This window comes from Acidovorax sp. ST3 (assembly GCF_003231145.1).
Taxonomy (GTDB): Bacteria; Pseudomonadota; Gammaproteobacteria; order Burkholderiales; family Burkholderiaceae_C; genus Acidovorax.
This window is the reverse complement of sequence record NZ_QKVP01000002.1, coordinates 681,190-697,612: the sequence shown is the minus strand read 5'-3', so window position 1 is coordinate 697,612 and position 16,423 is coordinate 681,190. Positions and strand designations below refer to the sequence as shown.

The following is a 16,423-nucleotide window of genomic DNA, read 5'->3' as shown; positions in this document are numbered from 1 at the left end:
TTACGAAGGCGTGACGATGCAAAAACTCAGGGCGAAACGTCTGGGTAGGCGTGGGACTGCTGCCGAGCAAGGAAAGCCCGTGGCCAAGCAAGTGGCACCCGCGCACGAGCAGGGGCGCACCCACGGGGGGACTCATACGCCTGTCTTCGCATTCATAGCGTACTCACAAAACTGGTCACCTCGGGGTGCCGACGCTGGGCTTTGCGTTTCGACACGGTGCCGATGTTCAGAAAGCAGATCGCTTCTTCGCCCTCTTTGAGATCAAACAGCTGACGCATGCGGTTCGACTGCATAGCCTGGCCGCTTGTGAGGCTGCTACCGAAGCCCTGGCCATGTGCCATCAGCAGCATGTTTTGCACAGCCGCGCCCACGGATACCATGCGCTCCATCGTAGGAATTGGCGGCTCGCAGACGCCCAGCTGGGCTACCACCAACATCAGCGTAGGTGCGCGGTGCGCTTTCTCTCGTGCCGCTTCAATCTGTTCAAGTGTTGCGCCTGGATCGCGGTCCACCAAGGCTACGGCAAAGACCTCGGCCAGCAACGCGCGTTTGTCCTGCGGCACGATCACGAACCTCCAGGGCTTGACCAGCCCATGGTCGGGCGCCGAGGCAGCACTTCGAAAAATCTGATCCAACTGTGAAAAGTTGGGGCCTGGTTCTGCCAAGCGTTTGGGGGAGATGTTCTGGCGGGATGTGATCAGAGCATCCGCAAACGAAGAGGTTGGCGTGCTGGAATCGGGAACATGAACGGACGTCTGGATAGGCGAAAAAAGCGAGGTTTCAGGTTCGACATGGCCCATGTTCATATCTCCTAAGGAGGACGATGACGAGAGATCGGCGTCCTCGTTGAATCACTTGCTGGAGAGAATCCACTTGGCTAGTGTTTTCGCATCGGCCTCGCTTAGTGCAGCTTGCGCAGGCATGGGAATCGCTCCCCATTTGCCCGATCCACCCTTCTTGATGCTGGCGACCAAAGTGGCTTCAGCGTCTTTTTGGCCCGCGTATTTCTTGGCCACATCGGCATAGGCTGGACCAACCAATTTCTTATCCACGGCATGGCAGGTCATGCAAGCGTTCTTTTGTGCCAGTTCCATACTGGCGTGGCCCACCGTGGGCAGAAAAGCTGAAAAACCGAGTGCTATCGCTGCAACGTACTTGCGAAAAATCATGCTATCTCCGATTGTTTTCAAAAATAGGCGGGCAGCCATAGGAGCTGCCCGCGTCCGGGTCAGCCTTAAGCGAAGCGGCGGTCCTTAAACGAGATGGACTTCTTGTAGTCGTCCACGGTACCCACACGCTTGATGCCGCCCCAGGTTCCTTTGTAATAGGGCACCACGTTGCGGTCCACCCAGGAGGTCACCACGTCACCGGCCACGCCCTTGATGTAGCCAAAGAGCATGAAGGTCTGTCCCGTCTTGATCGCCGCAAGCGGGTAGGCCATGGCGTAGGTGCTGCCGAAGTCGTTGTAGATCTCGACCACGTCGCCCGCCGCCACACCCAACGCCTTTGCATCGTCCGGGTTCATCTCGATGTAGGCCATCGGATAGCGGTCACGCACGAAGCTGTTGTATTGATCGTGGTACGCGGTTTGCCAGACTTCGTTGGCCCGGCCTTGATTGATCCAGAACTTGTACTTTGCCTTCTGGTCCGCCACCATCTTCGGCAGGCCGTTCCAGGGCGCAGGCTTGAATTGAGCCTTGCCATCGCTGGTGCTGAATTTGCCATCAGCGTATTCCATTTCGGTGCCGATCAGCTTACCGTCCTTGACCTCCTTGATGGGTAGTTGCACGCCGTTGTTTCCGGCCTTGCGCAGCAGTTCGTAGGTGGCGAGGTATCCGGTGGGCCCTCCCTGGCTGTCAATGGGCTCCACCCCCGGGCGCCCGGCGCGGCGGAAGCCGTCGTTGAAAGCATCTTCTTCGGTCTTCCAGTTGAAGCCCTCGAAGCGCTTCGCCATATCAGCCTTGCCGTCTTTCTGGTACATCGCCTTGAGCGTGTTGGCGATGTCGGCGGCGATCAAGCAATCTGGTTTGGCCGAACCGGGAGGGTCCATGAATTTCTCGGACAGGCGGATGCGACGCTCGCCGTTCATGGAGGTCAGGTTCATTTCTCCGGGATGGGTTGCCGGGAACAGCAGGTGTGCGTCGTCGGCGAGCTGCGTGGGGTAGAGGTTCATGGCCGCTACAAACATGCCTCCCTGGTACTTGCAGGCGTTGTAGATCACATCGACCAGTTGTTCGGCGCTCGCTCCGCGAGCTCTCGCGATCGCCTCGTCCACGATCTTGGCGCGCTTGCTCAGTGCCAGCCGGTGTTGTTCGGCGTTGACAGTGGTCTGATAGGGGTTGGTGCCCCAGAGCGTGTACATCAGGCCCTTGCCGTTGATGACTTCCTGATCCAGGTAGATCTTGCTGTTGCCCGGGTAGGGCGGGCGCGTGTAACCCTCCTGGTGGCCGCCAAGGCGGCACACGCCGGTACCACGGCGCCCGACGTTTTCGGTGGCCAGCACCAGACTCACCAACGCGCTCTGAATGACGTAGTTGTCGTTGCCCCAAATGATGCCCTTCTCATAGGGGTGGAAGGTGCGTGGGCGATGGCCGCTGGCCTTGGGTTTGTAGGCCCATTCGGCGGCCTGCTTGATCTGGGCCACGGTGAGCCCAGTAGCTTTGGCGCCGTCTTCCAGGGTCATGCGGTTGGTCTTGACCGCATCATCAAAGCCGCTGGTGTGTTTGGCGATGAAGCTCTTGGCTATCCAGCCTTGTTGAACGACGTAGGTGAACAGCGTGTTGAACAGCGCCGTGTCTGTGCCCGGCTGGATGTCGAGGTGCAGCACGTTCTCTTTGCCGGCCACCTGTTCGCAGATCGCCACCGTCGCCGAGCGGCGCGGGTCCACGATGATGACCTTGGCAGCCGCCGCCGTTTCGCCCGGGAACCACTTCTTCTTCTTGTCCACCGTGGCGCCGGAGAGGTTGGCCACCCAATGGTTCAGGAAGTAGTTGGTCTGTGTCTCGTAGGGGTTGGCACCGGTGCACAGGATGCAGTCGGCCAGTTGCGCGTCTTCGTAGCTGTTGTTCAGCTCGCCCACGCCCATGTCGCGCGTGGCGTGGCACTCGGAGTTGTAAGCCGGGCGATTGTGGATGCGCACCATCTGGGTTTTCAGTGCGCTGAACATCAGCTTTCCGGTGCCCCAGGTATTTTCGAAGCCGCCGCCAGCGCCGCCGTGGTCGAAGCAGTCGTAGAACAGGCCATCCGGGCCGTCGTTGTCGAGGATTTTCTTGGTCAGGCCTGCGTAGATCGAGAGGGCCTGCTCCCAGCTGGTGTCGAGCCATTGGTCGCCACGCTTGATGCGGGGGTGCTTCAGGCGCTCGCGACCGATGCCGTCGTGTGTGTACATGTAGCTGGCCATCTTGCCGCCGCGCGTGCTTGAGAGGCCGCTGTTCACGACACATTCCTTGTCTGGAACAATCATGATGTTCCACTTCTTTCCGCCCTTGTCGGTGATGGTGTTTGTCATCGCCCGGGTCAGGGTGGTGGCAAACGGTGGCAACTGGGTTCGGAAGTCCAGGCCCAATGCGTTTTGGTCTGGGGCGCGGCCACCTTCGGTGTTGTGGTCCCACTTGTAAGCGTGATAGCCACATCCAACGATGCAGAAGTGGCAGGTCATGTTGGTCTTTTGCGCGTCTTTCGGAGGCAACGCGATGCGGTCATTGATCTGCGTGGTCATGCTGCGCTCCTCAAAGGATGTTGGACTGGCGACCGTAGATCAGGCCATCGACCCCGACAGCATGGATGCTGTCGGTGGCCGCGTCGTAAGCCAGCAGAATGCGCGGGAGGTCTTCAGTGGCCTGACCGGTCACCATCTGACCGCTGTTCTCGGGATCGAAGATGGAGAAGTGGCACCCGCACTTGAAGGTCCGCGTGCCCGGTTCGTAGCCAACAGGGCAACCCATGTGAGTGCAGTAAGAGCTGTAAGCAACGATGTCGCCATTGGGGCCGACGCCGCCAGGCACGGGCGAGCCCATGCGGATCGCAAGGCAGGGCGAGCTGTCATCGGGGTAGGCAAAACTCACCGCCTGGTTCAGCGGCATGCCCTTGGCCGCACCGACGGATTTTTTGGGGTAAGGCAGGGTGGTGCCGCTGGACGCAGCCGAGGTGGCTGCATTCGCGTTGCGAATCGGAATGACTGTTGCGCCTGCCACGGCAGCTGCTGCCCCACCCGATTTCAGAAAAAATCGGCGACCCATCTTGATGTCTTCCATTTTGTCTCCTGGTTTTAAACAAAGGCAATCTCACACAGCAATGGCTGTGCCAGGATCTGATCTGTTTAAAAACAAGGACTTACGCCTATAGGGTTTGTTCGCTGTGTGCTTTTCGTAACCATGATGAAAATCAATGTTACGAAAACGTGACGCGGACATGCCCATGAACCGAAGACGCTATCTGGCCGCTGGAGCCTGCGGCGCCGCAGCGACGGCTGTGTCCCTCCCGGGTTGGGGAGCGGACCGGCTGCGCATCGGTTTGACCCCGGTGATCCTGGCCGACCAGGTGGCCTTTCTCTCCCGCTGGAGCCGGTATCTGGGTGCGCGCGTGGGTGCGGAAGTTGGGTTCGTAGCCCGGGAGTCCTACCAGTCGGTGTTGGACTTACTGTTCTCCGACCAAGTGGACGCGGCATGGATCTGTGGCTACCCCTACATCCGCTTTGAAGCAGACCTGAGCTTGTTGGCCGTGCCTTTGTACATGGGAAAGCCGGTGTATCAGGCCTATCTCATTCGGTCCAAGGCGACTTCGCCTGCGCCCCTAGTTAGCGACTGGGGCGATCTGAGGCAACGCGTGCTCGCGTACTCCGATCCTCTGTCCAATTCAGGGTGGTTGGTCGCGCAAGCCCAGCTCGCGAAAGCGGGTGTGATGCCGCGCGAGCTCAAGCGGGCCTTCTTCGCGCACAGCCATCGCAACGTGGCCGAAGCAGTGGCGGCCGGGTTGGCCCAGGCAGGGTCTATCGATGGGTATGTGTGGGAAACCATGCGGTCGCAAAAAATGCCCGCAATTGAGAAAACCCAGGTGGTCTGGAAATCGGATGGCTTTGGATTTCCACCGCTGGTGACCCGGCGCCGACCTCCCTCCGCGTCGACCGAGTCGCTTCGGCAGGCACTCCTGGGGATGGCCGACGACAAGGTGGGCCAGGATCTACTGGCGTCGCTGAACCTGTCGGGGTTCACTGCGGGCACGCACACCCTTTTTGAATCGATCCGGCGCCAAGCCTTGCTCGTTCCGGGAAGCGGTGTGGTGGGCTGATGCTCAGGCGTTTGCCCTATCGGGTGCAAATCCCTTTAGGCCTGTCGTTGGCCGTACTGATTGGGGCCCTGCTGGTGACCTCGGTCACCGCGAGGGTGTCTGCTCAGAACGCGCGGAAAGAAACGCTCGCTCTGCTCGACCGGGCCGTGGTGCTACTCATCGCCCAAGTGCGGCCCATGCTCGTAGCGGATGACACCTGGCGGGTTTTTTCGCTGCTGAGAGACACCGCAGAACTGATTCCCGGTGCCGCCGAAGGGCATGCGCGCCTGGCCATTTTGGACGCAGAAGGCCGAGTCTTTGCCGCGTCGGCCCCCGCTCAAATAGAAACTGGTCGCCTGTTGCTCGGCGAAACTTGGCACGGCCAGCCCCTGCTGATGCCCTCCGAAATCGCAGCGAGAGTACGTGTGGAGCAGCACGACGAATCGGTGCTGTTGTTGAACCCGATCCGCAGTGAAGACGGTCAAACCCTTGGCTTTGTGCTGATGGAAGTAGACGCGGCGGTGTTTGTCCCCGACTGGGTGTCGCTCGCCCAGACGGCGCTGATCGGTATCGCCCTCGCTGTCGCCTTGCTGGTGCCCATGGGCTGGTGGGTCGGGCAGCGTATGACGAAACCCGTCGAGCGCCTGGTCGCTTTAATCGAACGCATTGGCCGGGAAGACCCAGGCCTATTGCGCACCCAGGTGCCAAAGACTTCCGACCCGGAACTGGCTCGCATTGGTGGGGCCATCGCCCAGCTCATGCGGGAGCTGGAGCGAAACAAATGGGCTGAAGAGCGCGCGCTTTCCGCCGAACGCTTGGCTGCGGTCGGGCGTATAACGGCGGCTGTAGCCCACGAAATCAACAACCCGCTGGCGGGCTTGCTGACGGCAACGCAGACCCTGCGCCTGCATGGTGGCTCCAGCGAGATCCGAGCCCGCACCATAGACCTCATTGATCGAGGGCTACAGCAGATTCGCACTACGGTCGCGGCCCTGTTGCCGCAAGCACGCATGGAAGACCGTCCTCTGGAGCCCGGTGACCTCGACGACATCGTGACCCTAGTGCAGGGCACCGCAGCCAAGTTACATGTGGACATCACCAGCCGCGTTGAGGTCGATACTGCGTTGCGTGTGCCGTCAGCCCCCCTTCGGCAGGTGATGCTAAACCTGCTGCTCAACGCACTGAAGGCGGCTGGGGAACACGGCTCCATCCAGGCGGAGCTCCAGGCCAACGAGGTAGAGGTGGTTTTCAGCGTTACCAACAGTGGCGCCCCCTTGAGTGAAGAGCGTTTTCGCAGCACCCTGGCGGCTGAAAGCGGGCGCGATCCCAGAGGCTTCGGGCTCTGGGTCTGCCAGGAACTGGCCAGCCACCTGCGTGGCCAGTTTCGCCTCGACGCTGCCGAAACCGGAAAGACACGGCTGGTGTTTCAGGTTCCCAACAGAGAGGCCCCGGAGAAGTAGGCATGAACACGATTCTGGTTATCGAAGACGACGCGATCATGGGCGAGTCGTTGGCCCAGCGGTTTGAACTGGAGGGGCTGCGCGTGAACTGGTGCAGGCGACTGGCCGAAGCCCGAGACCCTCTGGACCGGCTTCCGTCGGCCATCGTGAGCGACGTGCGCCTGCCAGACGGATTGGCCACCGAATGGTTTGTGGATTTGCCCGACAAACTTCGGTCCTTGCCCTGGTTTTTCCTCACCGGCTATGGCAGCGTCAACGACGCGGTCACCGCCGTGAGAGCGGGTGCCAGGGAATACCTCACCAAGCCTTTTGACATCGAACACCTGGTGGCCATGGTGCACGCGGCGGTGTCGGTGGTGCCGAACGCAGAAGACACTGCGGTGTTAGGCGTTTCGCCCGCCATGCGACGCGTCGAAGCCATGGTGCACAAGGTGGCGATCCAGCGTGTGTCCACCTTGCTCACGGGCGAGTCCGGGGTGGGTAAGGAGGTTGCTGCCAAGCTGATTCACCAGTTGGACCCGCGCAACGGGAGGGGGGAGTTTGTGGCGGTCAACTGCGCCGCCATCCCTGAAACCATGATGGAGGCCGAGTTTTTTGGCTATGAGAAAGGCGCATTTTCAGGCGCTATGCGGGTGCACAAAGGCTATCTGGAGCGCGCCAACGGCGGGACCTTGTTTCTAGATGAGGTGGGGGAGTTGCCGGCGAGCATGCAAGCCAAGCTGCTGAGGGCCTTGCAGGAGAAGTGCTTTTTTAGGCTCGGTGCCGAGCGCACCACCCAAAGCGACTTTCGCATCCTGGCGGCTACGAATCGCGATCTGTATGCCGACATGAGTGCTGGCAAGTTCCGCGAAGACCTCTTCTACCGTCTGGCGGTCATCAAGATCGCCTTGCCGCCCCTGCGCGAGCGTCCCGAAGACATCCGCTGGTTGACCGAGCGCCTGCTGGCGTCGCTGGTGTTGGAGCAGGGGCGACCGCTGGGAATGTCCGAGACCTTCTTGCGCGACATCATGGGGCGAGAATGGCGGGGCAACGTACGCGAGCTGCGCTCGTATTTGGAGCAAGCTTTGGTGATGAGCGACGGGGGATTGCTCGACACACCTCTTGCGCCTGAGAGCGAGAACGTTCCGCTCAACAGCGCTAGCACAGAACCGATAGAGCCACTGCAGATCATTCTCGAAGGTGTGGAGCGCACGCACATTCGAAAAGCGCTTTCACACTGCGAAGGAAGCGTCGGAAAGACGGCCGAGTTGCTGGGGATCAGTCGCAAGACATTGTGGGAGAAAATGAAGAAGCTATCGATCACGGCCTAAAGTCCCCCTCCGCTCAAGCCAAATCACCATCTCAAAGCCTTGCTGATTTCGCAATAGGCAGCCTGTGATCTGCCTGGTCCTGCCGCGAAGCTGAGCAGCGCTGCTTGCTGATGTCGCGCGCGCCGGTGATGAGCGACGTGGATGATCCTCTGGAGGATGCGTTGCTCAAAGCCCTTGTTCAGACCGGAGACATTATGAACACGAAGGATGGGAAGGTTGTTCAACCAGATCGTCCAGACCGGGAACCCAACGCGCCACCACACCGTCGAGCATGTCCGTCCCGTCGAACCATGCGGCGGTGAAGACCATGCCCCTGCGGGGATGGGCCGGTGCAGGATCGTCCAGCAGCACTGCGTCGATGCCTTGCACGAACAACTGGTGCTCCACTGCCGATCCCACATCCCCGGAGCCAAGAACCAATATGCGCTGTGTCATGGGCGATCCTGCGGGCTGGTTGTCTGCGGCTGAGTGCTGCTTCAGCGCGAACGCCTGGGCATGACATGCACCAAGTCAAGATTTAGCCGGACCTCTACGGTGGCGCCTACCGTAAGGTCCAGCCGCTGAGCGCCTGAAAGGGTCAGCATCATCGGTGTGCCGGGAGCGTCCGCGAGCACCAGCGTGATCAGCGAAATCTCCCCCAGGTGGCGGGCCTCAATGACCTGAGCGCTCAGATCACCTGCCTCAGAGCGGTCGCGCTCCCCCACCAGGGTGACGCCATCGCTGGGGATGACCCAGCTCACGGCCTGTCCAGGGGGTATCCGGCCTTTATCGCGCACGGTGAGCACGGGCATGGCCGTGTTGGCGGCCGCTTCGGCTGTACCAGAGCCGAGCCAACGCAGACGGCCGAGCCCTGGCGTGGTCTCATCGGGTCCCAGCCACACCCCTTCAAAGCGGTTGTGAATCCCCACCAAGTCCGCCACACGAGCATTGCGCGGAGCGTTGTGGATGGAGGCCGGCGTGCCCTGCTGCAGCACCTGTCCGGCGTCCATGACCACCAGCCTGTCGGCCAGCATTCGGGCTTCATTGAGGTCATGCGTGACCAGCACGATGGGCACAGACAACTCGCGGCGCAGATCGGCCAGCAGGCGATACAGGCCCTGCCGGTTCATCTGGTCCACCGCAGAAAACGGCTCATCGAGCAGCATCAATCGGGGTTCACGCGCCAGTGCACGGGCCACCGCCACGCGCTGCTGCTGACCTCCCGACAACTGCGAGGGCCTGCGCGACTGCTGCTCCTGGGTCAAGCCCACATGGTCCAGCCATCGCCGGGCCTGGACCGCACGTTCGGCCGAGGGGAGATGCAGCAGCGACAGCGCCACGTTGCCCAACGCACTCAGGTGCGGCATCAGTGCATAGTTCTGAAACACCAAGCCCACATGGCGGCGTTGGGGCGGCACAAAGATGCCCTGGGCGGTATCGCACCATACCTCCTGGCCAACCACGACACGCGCACGCTCGGGCCGCATCAGGCCCGCCAGTACCCGCATCATGGAGGTCTTGCCCGCACCGGAAGGTCCCACCAGAGCCACCAGTTCACCAGGGCCACAGCGCAGGCTGCCGCTGAGTGGCATGGGCAGCGTTTGTTCGACTTCAAGCTCCAGCGCCACGGCTGCTCCAGCGGTGCTCATCGGCGCACCGCCAGACGCGCAGAGGCAAAGAACGAGGCGCCCACCGCCACCAGGGAGAACAGCACCAGCACCAAGGCCATCTGGTTGGCACCCGCCAGATCAAAGGACTGCACCCGGTCGTAGATGGAGATCGCAATGGTCTTGGTCTCTCCAGGGATGCTGCCGCCCACCATCAACACCACGCCGAACTCGCCCAGGGTGTGCACAAACGTCAGCACCATGGCCGACAGAATCCCCGGCCAAGCCAGCGGCAGTTCCACGCGCCAGAAGGTCTGCCAGGCATTCAGCCCACTCACTGCAGCGGCTTCACCCAGGTCACGCGGAATGGCCTCGAAGGCACGTTGCACCGGCTGGACCAGAAACGGGATGTTGAAAATCACCGAGGCGATCAGCAACCCCAAGAAGTTGAACGTCAGTCGCACCCCCAGGGTGTCGGCCATCCACCGGCCAATCGCCGAGCCGCCCCCCAGGGACACCAGCAGGTAGTACCCCAGCACGGTCGGCGGCAGAACCAGGGGCAGCACCACCAGGGCCTCTACCCAGGACTTGCCCTTGAACCCTGTGTAGGCCAGCCAGCGGGCCAACAGCAGACCAGCAGGCAACAGCACCAGCAGCGTCACCGCTGCCAGCTCCACAGAAAGTATCAGGGCCTGCCAATCCATGAGGGGTGCACCGAGCCTTTATTCCTTGGGCATTGCAAAGCCGTAGCGCACCATGATCTCCTGCGCGGCGGGCGTCGAAATGTACTCGTAGAACGCGCGGGCAGCGGGTGGCGCGCCCTTGACCAGCACCATGCGCTGCTTCAGGGGCTGGTGCCATGCCTCGGGGATGAGCTGGAACGTACCGAGCTTGGCCACGGAGGGGGACAGCGCCAGCGACAGGGCAATGATGCCCCCCTGGGTTGAGCCCGAGGTGGCGAACTGGGCGGTCTGGGAGATGTTCTCGCCGAGCACCAGCTTGGGCTGCACGGCATCCCACAGGCCGGCATGCTGCAGAGCCTCTTTGGCTCGCGCGCCGTAGGGGGCGTGTTCAGGGTTGGCAATGGCGAACTTCTGCAGGCGGCCGTCCTTGATGGCGGCAGCCAAGTCCTTGAACTCGCCATCGGCTTTGAGCGCGGAGCCGTTGGGGACGATGATGCCGATCCGCCCCAGTGCGTAGGCCCGGCCTCGGTCCACGGTTTTACCGGCGTTCGCCAGCTCGTACACGAAACCCTCATCGGCCGACATGAACAGATGGAACGGGGCATCTTGAAGAATCTGGGTCTTGAAGTTGCCCGACGAGCCGAAGACCAGCCGCAGCTTGTGGCCGGTCTCTTTCTCGAACCGGGCAGCGACTTCCTCCACCGCGAACTTGAGATCGGACGCAGCCGCCACCGTGGGTTGCACTGTCTGGGCATGCAGCGAAGCCGCGACGGCCAGGCAGGTGAGCGCAGTAGCGCACCAGGAGCGAATCAGGGACGACAGTGGGCGCATGGGAGGTCCTTCACAGAAGCGGGGTTGACTGGGGCTGATGGCAGATACCGGCACCGGCACGCGGGGTCGATATGTTCAGATGGCGATATCAAATCAAAAGTATAACGGTCGCGCCACGAAGAACACCCAGCATGCTCGGCGACAATCTGACGATGATCAAACCCACCCTCAACTCATCCCCGCTGGAGTCCAAAACCCGCTTCCGGGTGCAACTCAAGCACGCGGTGGCGATTGGTCCGGGCAAGGCCGATGTGCTGCAGGCGATTGCCGAAACGGGCTCGATTGCAGAATCCGGTCGCCGCCTGGGCATGAGCTACCAACGGGTGTGGTCGCTGGTGCGGGCCATGAACAACGACTTCATCGAGCCGCTGGTCCTCACGCAGCGCGGGGGCAATGCGGGTGGCGGGGCGCAACTCACCCCGACCGGGGCCAAGGTGTTGAAGGTCTACACGAGCATCGCGCTGGAGGCTGAGCGGGCGGTGGCTAAGAGGTTGCCGGAGCTGGTGGAGCTGATTCGGCCGGATGCAGGTGCATTCCCTGACGCTTATCCGTTGCTCCCAATACCATCCGTGCACATCGCCACAAATGAAAAAGCCAATCCGTCAAAAACGTAATCTGACGGACGCATATGGGTGGGGGCCTGATTTCTAGACTTCTCTTCATAGCGCAACCACCGCGCTATCCGAATCGCCCAGACCGGGTGTTCGGCGCTATAGGAGATCTGAAATGAAAGTCCGCACCGCACTCATCATCGCCAGCCTGGCTGCTACCACCTCGTCCTTCGCTTCGTCCGTGTACCACGCAAGCCCGGTGCAGGAAGAAGGCGCGGTCTTCGCACCTGATCACCTGGGCAACACGGTGAGCCGCGAGACTGTGCAGAACACCGTGCTGGCCGCCCAGAAGGACGGCTCACTGCAATGGATCAGTCGAGGCTATCCAGCCACCTATCCACTGGTCAAAGCACCGACCTTGACGAAGACACGTGACCAGGTACAGCAAGAGCTTCAAGCGGCCAAACGCGCGCCGGTGACCGCTGACGGTATGCGGGACATGGGCGGCGAAGCCGGCTGGGTCAACGCCACACAGTTGCCTTGAAAGGCTACGGTCTTTCCCGGGTGCTTGAGTTCCCGGAAGTCCCTGTATTCACATCGCCAAATCAACCCAATCGATACCGCAAAGGAATTTTCATCATGAAACTGAAGACTGCCCTCATCGTTCTCTCGCTGGCCTCTGCTCCTGCATTTGCAGCCGATCCGCACACCCCTTCCAAGACACGCGAGCAAGTCCGTGCCGAACTGATACAGGCACAGCGCAACGGGGATATGTTGGCGGCCGGTGAGTCAGGCCTGACTCTGAGGGAGCAAAACCCAGGCCAGTACCCAGCTGCTCAGATGCTCGCAGGCAAAACCCGGGCGCAGGTGACGGCCGAGTTGGCCGAGGCACTTCGCACAGGCGACGTCATGGCAGGCGGCGACTCGGGAGCAAAGCTCAACGAGCTGGCCCCTCAGCGCTATCCTGCTCCGGCCACTGTCGTTTCCAAGAGCCGCGAGCAAGTCAAGCTCGAACTGGTACAAGCGATCCATGATGGCGAAATAGTCGCTTATGGAGAAGACGGTCGCACGCTCAATGAGGTTTTCCCGGATCGCTACGAAGCGCACCATAGCCACGCCTCGGCCTCCCCGGTGGGCGCGGCACCACAATTCTGAAGTCCTTGATTAATCGCATTCATGTGATCTCTGCGGCGTAGCCCTTGTTACGCTGCGCGTAACTCGCCAGACTTGAGCACATGCTAGACTCAAAAAGATGAGCCGCTTGATAGCTGTTTTTATGCTTGCGTTGCTACCGTTCCAGTTCAGCTGGGCTGCGGTGGCAAGCTATTGCATGCATGAGCGGACTTCTGCTCAGGCGCAGCATGTGGGTCACCATGAGCACAAGCACGAAACAGCTGACTTGCCCAACAAAGCAGAGCAAGGGCTCCAAGCAGCAGATACTTTTGATGTGGACTGCTGCCTTTGTCATGGCTTGGGTATCGGGGCGACCCATTTCTCCCCCATCAAGGTGACCTCCGCCATGCACGGCAATGTCGTGGTTCAGGTAGCTGCACCGTTTTCGGGGGTAGCGCCGACTCCTCCCGAACGCCCTCAGTGGCACTCCCTCGCCTGATCGGCGGGGGCATTCTTCACGCTTCAATCATTCGATCTGCTCCTGAGGGGCAGGCTAGGTTGCATTTGCAGCCTTGATTGACCGGTCGTCTGGTTGCACTTCAGACGCCGCCCCGCCGATTCCTTCGTGTTCAGAAATCACTGGAGAATCGGATGTTCAAGGGTATTTTCGATCCAACAAAGTCGGATGGCTGGCGCGCCCACCGAAGAGTCACCGAGGTTGTATGCGCTGTTCTTGCGCTGCTGGCGCTGCCAGGTGGGGCATTTGCCCAAGGGGCCGTGCCGCCCTTATCTCCGACGAATTCAGACGCTGCCTCTCAAGGAGCCTCTGCAGCGTCTACTAGCGTTTTGTCCCTCTCCAAGGCCATTTCACTCGCCATGGAGGGCAATCCGGAGGTGGCCGCCGCGACGCGCCAGTATGAGGCGACAGAGGGCCAGGTTCTTCAAGGTCGGGCCCGCCCCAACCCTGAGCTGGCCTACTCGTTGGAGGATACGCGTTCCCAAACGCGGACACAGACTTGGCAACTGAATCTGCCCCTCGAATTGGGGGGGAAACGGACTGCCCGGACCAAGGCTGCAGAAAAAGCGCGCGAGCAAGCTCAGGCTGAACTCTCTGAGCTGAAAGCCACGGTGCGAGCCAATGTTGTTGCAGCCTACTTTGACGCGCTGACCGCAAAAGAGCGACTGTCCCTGGCCAAAGACAGCGTAAGCCTCGCCAAATCGTCCACGGACACCGTCGGCAAGAGAGTGGCTGCGGGCAAAGTCTCCCCTGTGGAAGAAACCAAAGCCAAGGTGGCTGAAGCTGGCGCGCGGGTCGAGTTGGCGCAGGCCGCGAGCGAGGAACGCAATGCTCTGACTCGTTTGTCCGCCTTGCTTGGGAACAAGGGCACGGCGTTTTCCGCGCTGGATGGCAAGGCAGACGTATTGCCTACGCTCCCAAGTCTTGCAGATCTGCAGTCACTTGTTTCTTCTGCCCCCGCCATCGTGCGTGCGCAGCTGGAGGTTGACCGGCGCCGTGCTTTAACGGAACTGGAGCAAAGCAAGAGAGTGCCGGACGTTACGGTAAGCGTCGGTGTTCAGCGCAGCAACGAAACACAGCGCAATGTGGCTCTCATCGGTTTGTCGGTCCCACTTCCTGTATTCGATCGCAATCAAGGCAACTTGTTGGAAGCCCTGAAGCTTGAGGACAAAGCCCGGGAAGACTTGCAGGCCGCCACCGTGCGCCTTCATAGCGAAGTAACCCAGGCTAGGGAGCGGTCGGCCGCCATTGCGGTTGAGGTCCAGTCGCTTGAGCAAGAGGTCCTTCCAGGGGCCAAGTCCGCCTACGACGCGGCATCCATCGGTTTCGAGAACGGGAAATTCAACTTCCTGGAGGTACTGGATGCCCAGCGCACCTACTTCGCCGCGAAATCACAGTATCTCAAGGCCCTCGCAGAGGCGCACCGCGCAGCATCTGACGTGGACCGCCTTTTGGGTGGAGTGACCCCAGCCGGACAAGCCGCGACGCACAACTGAGAAACATCATGAATACCAGCAAATCCACTATCAGCAAAAAGCATCTGATCGCCATTGCCGTGATCATCGCCATGGGTGTCGGTGCGGGCACCTTCATCCTGCAGGGCGGTAAATCCAAGAGCGCTTCCGGTGATGGCCATGGCCATGGGCACACCGAAGCCAAGGCCCATGGAGATGGTGAACACCACGGGAAAAGCGGAGGTGACGGCCACGACCATGACAAAGGCCATGCGGATGGCGAGCACCATGAGCAAAGTGAGGCCAAGGGCCCCCACGGTGGCAGCCTTTTCAAAGACGGCGATTTCAGCCTGGAGGCCTTGCTTGTAGAAGCCGGGGGCGAGCCTCGGCTACGTGTGTGGCTGACCGATAAGGACAAGCCGCTGTCCATGAGTGCCGCCACTGTCACGGCGACCATCACACGGCTGACGGACGAGAAGCAGAAACTGACCTTCGCCCCGGAAAGAGAAAACTGGGTGAGCCGTGAAGTCGTTGCCGAACCTCACTCTTTCGAAATCGAGATCATCGCGCAGACGGCCACCGAACCCTACATGTTCGTCATGAGCAAAGAGGAAGGCAAAGTGGAGCTGACGGATGCCCAAATCAAAGCAGCTTCGATCAGTTTGGACACATCATCCCCAGCCAGCATCAAGACGGCACTCCTGTTGCCAGGCGAAATCCGACTCAATGAAGATCGCACCTCCCATGTGGTGCCGCGCCTGAGCGGGGTCGTTGAAAGCGTCAGCGCCAATCTGGGCCAGATCGTTAAAAAGGGGCAAGTTCTGGCCGCGATTGCCAGCCCGACCGCTTCGGAGCAACGCAGCGATCTGCAGACGGCACAAAAACGCCTAGCGCTGGCCAAGACCACCTATGAACGGGAGAAAAAACTCTGGGAGCAAAAGGTATCTGCTGAGCAGGACTATCTCCAAGCCAAGCAGGCATTGAGCGAGGCCGAAGTTGCTGTCGCCAACGCCAACCAGAAGCTGGGCGCGCTCGGTTTGTCAGGATCGTCCGCGTCCGGGCTCAATCGGCTGGAATTGCGTGCGCCCTTTGATGGGGTGGTCATCGAAAAGCACATCAGCCTCGGAGAAGCCGTCAAGGAAGACGCTGCGGTCTTCACCATCTCGGACCTCTCCAAGGTATGGGCAGAGATCAACGTCCCCGCCAAGGATCTGCCGCTCATCCGCGTGGGTGAGAAAGTCACCATCAAGGCCACCGCGTTTGATGCTTCCGCCACCGGTACCGTGGCCTTCGTCGGTGCGCTCATCGGAGAACAGACGCGGACGGCGAAAGCCCGTGTGGTCTTGGACAACCCCAAGGGTGCGTGGCGTCCGGGGCTGTTCGTGAACGTGGAGGTTGTGTCCGACGAGGCCTCCGTGCCCGTGACGATTTCAGCGGATGCTGTCCAGAGCATTGGAGAGAAGCCCGTGGTCTTCCTCAAAGTCAACGGCGGCTTCATTGCGCAGCCGGTGCAACTGGGCAGAAGCGATGGCAAGCGGATCGAGGTTCTCCAGGGTCTCAAAGCCGGCATGCCCTACGCAGCCTCCGGCAGCTTCGTCGTGAAGTCCGAACTCGGCAAGGGTTCCGCCGAACACACGCACTGATGCCGGAGTT

17 protein-coding genes are annotated in these 16,423 nt (G+C 60.9%); 9 read left to right on the top strand and 8 right to left on the bottom strand.

Annotation, left to right across the window (positions count from 1 at the left end; all coding sequences use genetic code 11):
* Window positions 1-152 precede the first annotated feature (152 nt).
* The 4 genes from DNK89_RS08040 to DNK89_RS08025 all read right to left on the bottom strand — a co-directional run bounded on the left by DNK89_RS08040 (window position 153) and on the right by DNK89_RS08025 (window position 4,253).
* Window positions 153-800, bottom strand: coding sequence for a nitroreductase (locus tag DNK89_RS08040; RefSeq protein ID WP_110959851.1), 648 nt, complete (start codon window positions 798-800; stop codon window positions 153-155).
* A 51-nt stretch (window positions 801-851) separates the two neighbouring features.
* A complete protein-coding gene (locus DNK89_RS08035; protein WP_203422217.1) occupies window positions 852-1,169 on the bottom strand; it encodes a c-type cytochrome in 318 nt (105 codons plus the stop codon).
* Window positions 1,170-1,234: 65 nt separating this feature from the next.
* Window positions 1,235-3,718, bottom strand: coding sequence for an arsenate reductase (azurin) large subunit (locus DNK89_RS08030; RefSeq protein WP_110959636.1), 2,484 nt, complete (start codon window positions 3,716-3,718; stop codon window positions 1,235-1,237).
* 10 nt (window positions 3,719-3,728) lie between these two features.
* Entirely contained in the window at window positions 3,729-4,253 is a 525-nt protein-coding gene (locus DNK89_RS08025) for an arsenate reductase (azurin) small subunit (protein WP_110959635.1), read from the bottom strand.
* A 163-nt stretch (window positions 4,254-4,416) separates the two neighbouring features.
* On the opposite strand from DNK89_RS08025, the gene DNK89_RS08020 reads away from it, so the two are divergent.
* From DNK89_RS08020 to DNK89_RS08010, 3 genes are all read left to right on the top strand, one after another.
* Window positions 4,417-5,286, top strand: a complete 870-nt coding sequence (locus DNK89_RS08020; RefSeq protein WP_153064263.1) for a PhnD/SsuA/transferrin family substrate-binding protein — start codon at window positions 4,417-4,419, stop codon at window positions 5,284-5,286.
* Between the two features lie 74 nt (window positions 5,287-5,360).
* Window positions 5,361-6,725 (top strand): ATP-binding protein, encoded by a 1,365-nt coding sequence (locus DNK89_RS08015; RefSeq protein WP_238990726.1) that lies wholly within the window; start codon window positions 5,361-5,363, stop codon window positions 6,723-6,725.
* 2 nt (window positions 6,726-6,727) lie between these two features.
* On the top strand, window positions 6,728-8,035 hold the full coding sequence (locus DNK89_RS08010; protein WP_110959633.1) for a sigma-54 dependent transcriptional regulator: 1,308 nt from the start codon (window positions 6,728-6,730) through the stop codon (window positions 8,033-8,035).
* A gap of 192 nt (window positions 8,036-8,227) precedes the next feature.
* Here DNK89_RS08010 and DNK89_RS08005 read toward each other — a convergent pair whose 3' ends face one another.
* From DNK89_RS08005 to modA, 4 genes are read right to left on the bottom strand one after another with little or no spacing between them, the layout of a single operon-like run.
* Entirely contained in the window at window positions 8,228-8,470 is a 243-nt protein-coding gene (locus DNK89_RS08005) for a hypothetical protein (protein ID WP_110959632.1), read from the bottom strand.
* A 41-nt stretch (window positions 8,471-8,511) separates the two neighbouring features.
* The gene (locus tag DNK89_RS08000) at window positions 8,512-9,663 is read right to left on the bottom strand and encodes an ABC transporter ATP-binding protein (RefSeq protein WP_110959631.1); all 1,152 of its coding nucleotides are present in this window, start codon (window positions 9,661-9,663) and stop codon (window positions 8,512-8,514) included.
* On the bottom strand, window positions 9,660-10,325 hold the full coding sequence (gene modB, locus DNK89_RS07995) for a molybdate ABC transporter permease subunit (RefSeq protein WP_110959630.1): 666 nt from the start codon (window positions 10,323-10,325) through the stop codon (window positions 9,660-9,662). Before modB ends, DNK89_RS08000 begins: the two co-directional genes overlap by 4 nt.
* A gap of 18 nt (window positions 10,326-10,343) precedes the next feature.
* The gene (modA, locus tag DNK89_RS07990; RefSeq protein WP_110959629.1) at window positions 10,344-11,135 is read right to left on the bottom strand and encodes a molybdate ABC transporter substrate-binding protein; all 792 of its coding nucleotides are present in this window, start codon (window positions 11,133-11,135) and stop codon (window positions 10,344-10,346) included.
* A 131-nt stretch (window positions 11,136-11,266) separates the two neighbouring features.
* On the opposite strand from modA, the gene DNK89_RS07985 reads away from it, so the two are divergent.
* The 6 genes from DNK89_RS07985 to DNK89_RS07960 all read left to right on the top strand — a co-directional run bounded on the left by DNK89_RS07985 (window position 11,267) and on the right by DNK89_RS07960 (window position 16,413).
* The gene (locus DNK89_RS07985; protein WP_238990725.1) at window positions 11,267-11,749 is read left to right on the top strand and encodes a winged helix-turn-helix domain-containing protein; all 483 of its coding nucleotides are present in this window, start codon (window positions 11,267-11,269) and stop codon (window positions 11,747-11,749) included.
* A 112-nt stretch (window positions 11,750-11,861) separates the two neighbouring features.
* Window positions 11,862-12,230 carry a hypothetical protein gene (locus DNK89_RS07980; protein WP_110959628.1) on the top strand — a complete coding sequence of 123 codons (369 nt, stop codon included), beginning with the start codon at window positions 11,862-11,864 and terminating at the stop codon, window positions 12,228-12,230.
* Between the two features lie 95 nt (window positions 12,231-12,325).
* A complete protein-coding gene (locus DNK89_RS07975; protein ID WP_110959627.1) occupies window positions 12,326-12,841 on the top strand; it encodes a DUF4148 domain-containing protein in 516 nt (171 codons plus the stop codon).
* Window positions 12,842-12,938: 97 nt separating this feature from the next.
* Entirely contained in the window at window positions 12,939-13,298 is a 360-nt protein-coding gene (gene czcI, locus DNK89_RS07970) for a cation efflux protein, CzcI family (protein WP_110959626.1), read from the top strand.
* A gap of 152 nt (window positions 13,299-13,450) precedes the next feature.
* Window positions 13,451-14,812, top strand: coding sequence for a TolC family protein (locus DNK89_RS07965; RefSeq protein WP_110959625.1), 1,362 nt, complete (start codon window positions 13,451-13,453; stop codon window positions 14,810-14,812).
* 8 nt (window positions 14,813-14,820) lie between these two features.
* Window positions 14,821-16,413 (top strand): efflux RND transporter periplasmic adaptor subunit, encoded by a 1,593-nt coding sequence (locus DNK89_RS07960; protein ID WP_110959624.1) that lies wholly within the window; start codon window positions 14,821-14,823, stop codon window positions 16,411-16,413.
* Window positions 16,414-16,423 lie beyond the last annotated feature (10 nt).

What these genes read in the sequence shown, in the direction of transcription:
- DNK89_RS07980 (WP_110959628.1), top strand. Translation starts at nt 11,862, where the DNA reads ATGAAAGTCCGCACCGCACTCATCATCGCCAGCCTGGCTGCTACCACC.
- czcI (WP_110959626.1), top strand. Translation starts at nt 12,939, where the DNA reads ATGAGCCGCTTGATAGCTGTTTTTATGCTTGCGTTGCTACCGTTCCAG.
- DNK89_RS08035 (WP_203422217.1), bottom strand. Translation starts at nt 1,169, where the DNA reads ATGATTTTTCGCAAGTACGTTGCAGCGATAGCACTCGGTTTTTCAGCT.
- DNK89_RS08020 (WP_153064263.1), top strand. Translation starts at nt 4,417, where the DNA reads ATGAACCGAAGACGCTATCTGGCCGCTGGAGCCTGCGGCGCCGCAGCG.
- DNK89_RS08030 (WP_110959636.1), bottom strand. Translation starts at nt 3,718, where the DNA reads ATGACCACGCAGATCAATGACCGCATCGCGTTGCCTCCGAAAGACGCG.
- modB (WP_110959630.1), bottom strand. Translation starts at nt 10,325, where the DNA reads ATGGATTGGCAGGCCCTGATACTTTCTGTGGAGCTGGCAGCGGTGACG.
- DNK89_RS08000 (WP_110959631.1), bottom strand. Translation starts at nt 9,663, where the DNA reads ATGAGCACCGCTGGAGCAGCCGTGGCGCTGGAGCTTGAAGTCGAACAA.
- DNK89_RS08010 (WP_110959633.1), top strand. Translation starts at nt 6,728, where the DNA reads ATGAACACGATTCTGGTTATCGAAGACGACGCGATCATGGGCGAGTCG.
- DNK89_RS07985 (WP_238990725.1), top strand. Translation starts at nt 11,267, where the DNA reads ATGCTCGGCGACAATCTGACGATGATCAAACCCACCCTCAACTCATCC.
- DNK89_RS07965 (WP_110959625.1), top strand. Translation starts at nt 13,451, where the DNA reads ATGTTCAAGGGTATTTTCGATCCAACAAAGTCGGATGGCTGGCGCGCC.
- modA (WP_110959629.1), bottom strand. Translation starts at nt 11,135, where the DNA reads ATGCGCCCACTGTCGTCCCTGATTCGCTCCTGGTGCGCTACTGCGCTC.
- DNK89_RS08040 (WP_110959851.1), bottom strand. Translation starts at nt 800, where the DNA reads ATGGGCCATGTCGAACCTGAAACCTCGCTTTTTTCGCCTATCCAGACG.
- DNK89_RS08005 (WP_110959632.1), bottom strand. Translation starts at nt 8,470, where the DNA reads ATGACACAGCGCATATTGGTTCTTGGCTCCGGGGATGTGGGATCGGCA.
- DNK89_RS08025 (WP_110959635.1), bottom strand. Translation starts at nt 4,253, where the DNA reads ATGGAAGACATCAAGATGGGTCGCCGATTTTTTCTGAAATCGGGTGGG.
- DNK89_RS07960 (WP_110959624.1), top strand. Translation starts at nt 14,821, where the DNA reads ATGAATACCAGCAAATCCACTATCAGCAAAAAGCATCTGATCGCCATT.
- DNK89_RS07975 (WP_110959627.1), top strand. Translation starts at nt 12,326, where the DNA reads ATGAAACTGAAGACTGCCCTCATCGTTCTCTCGCTGGCCTCTGCTCCT.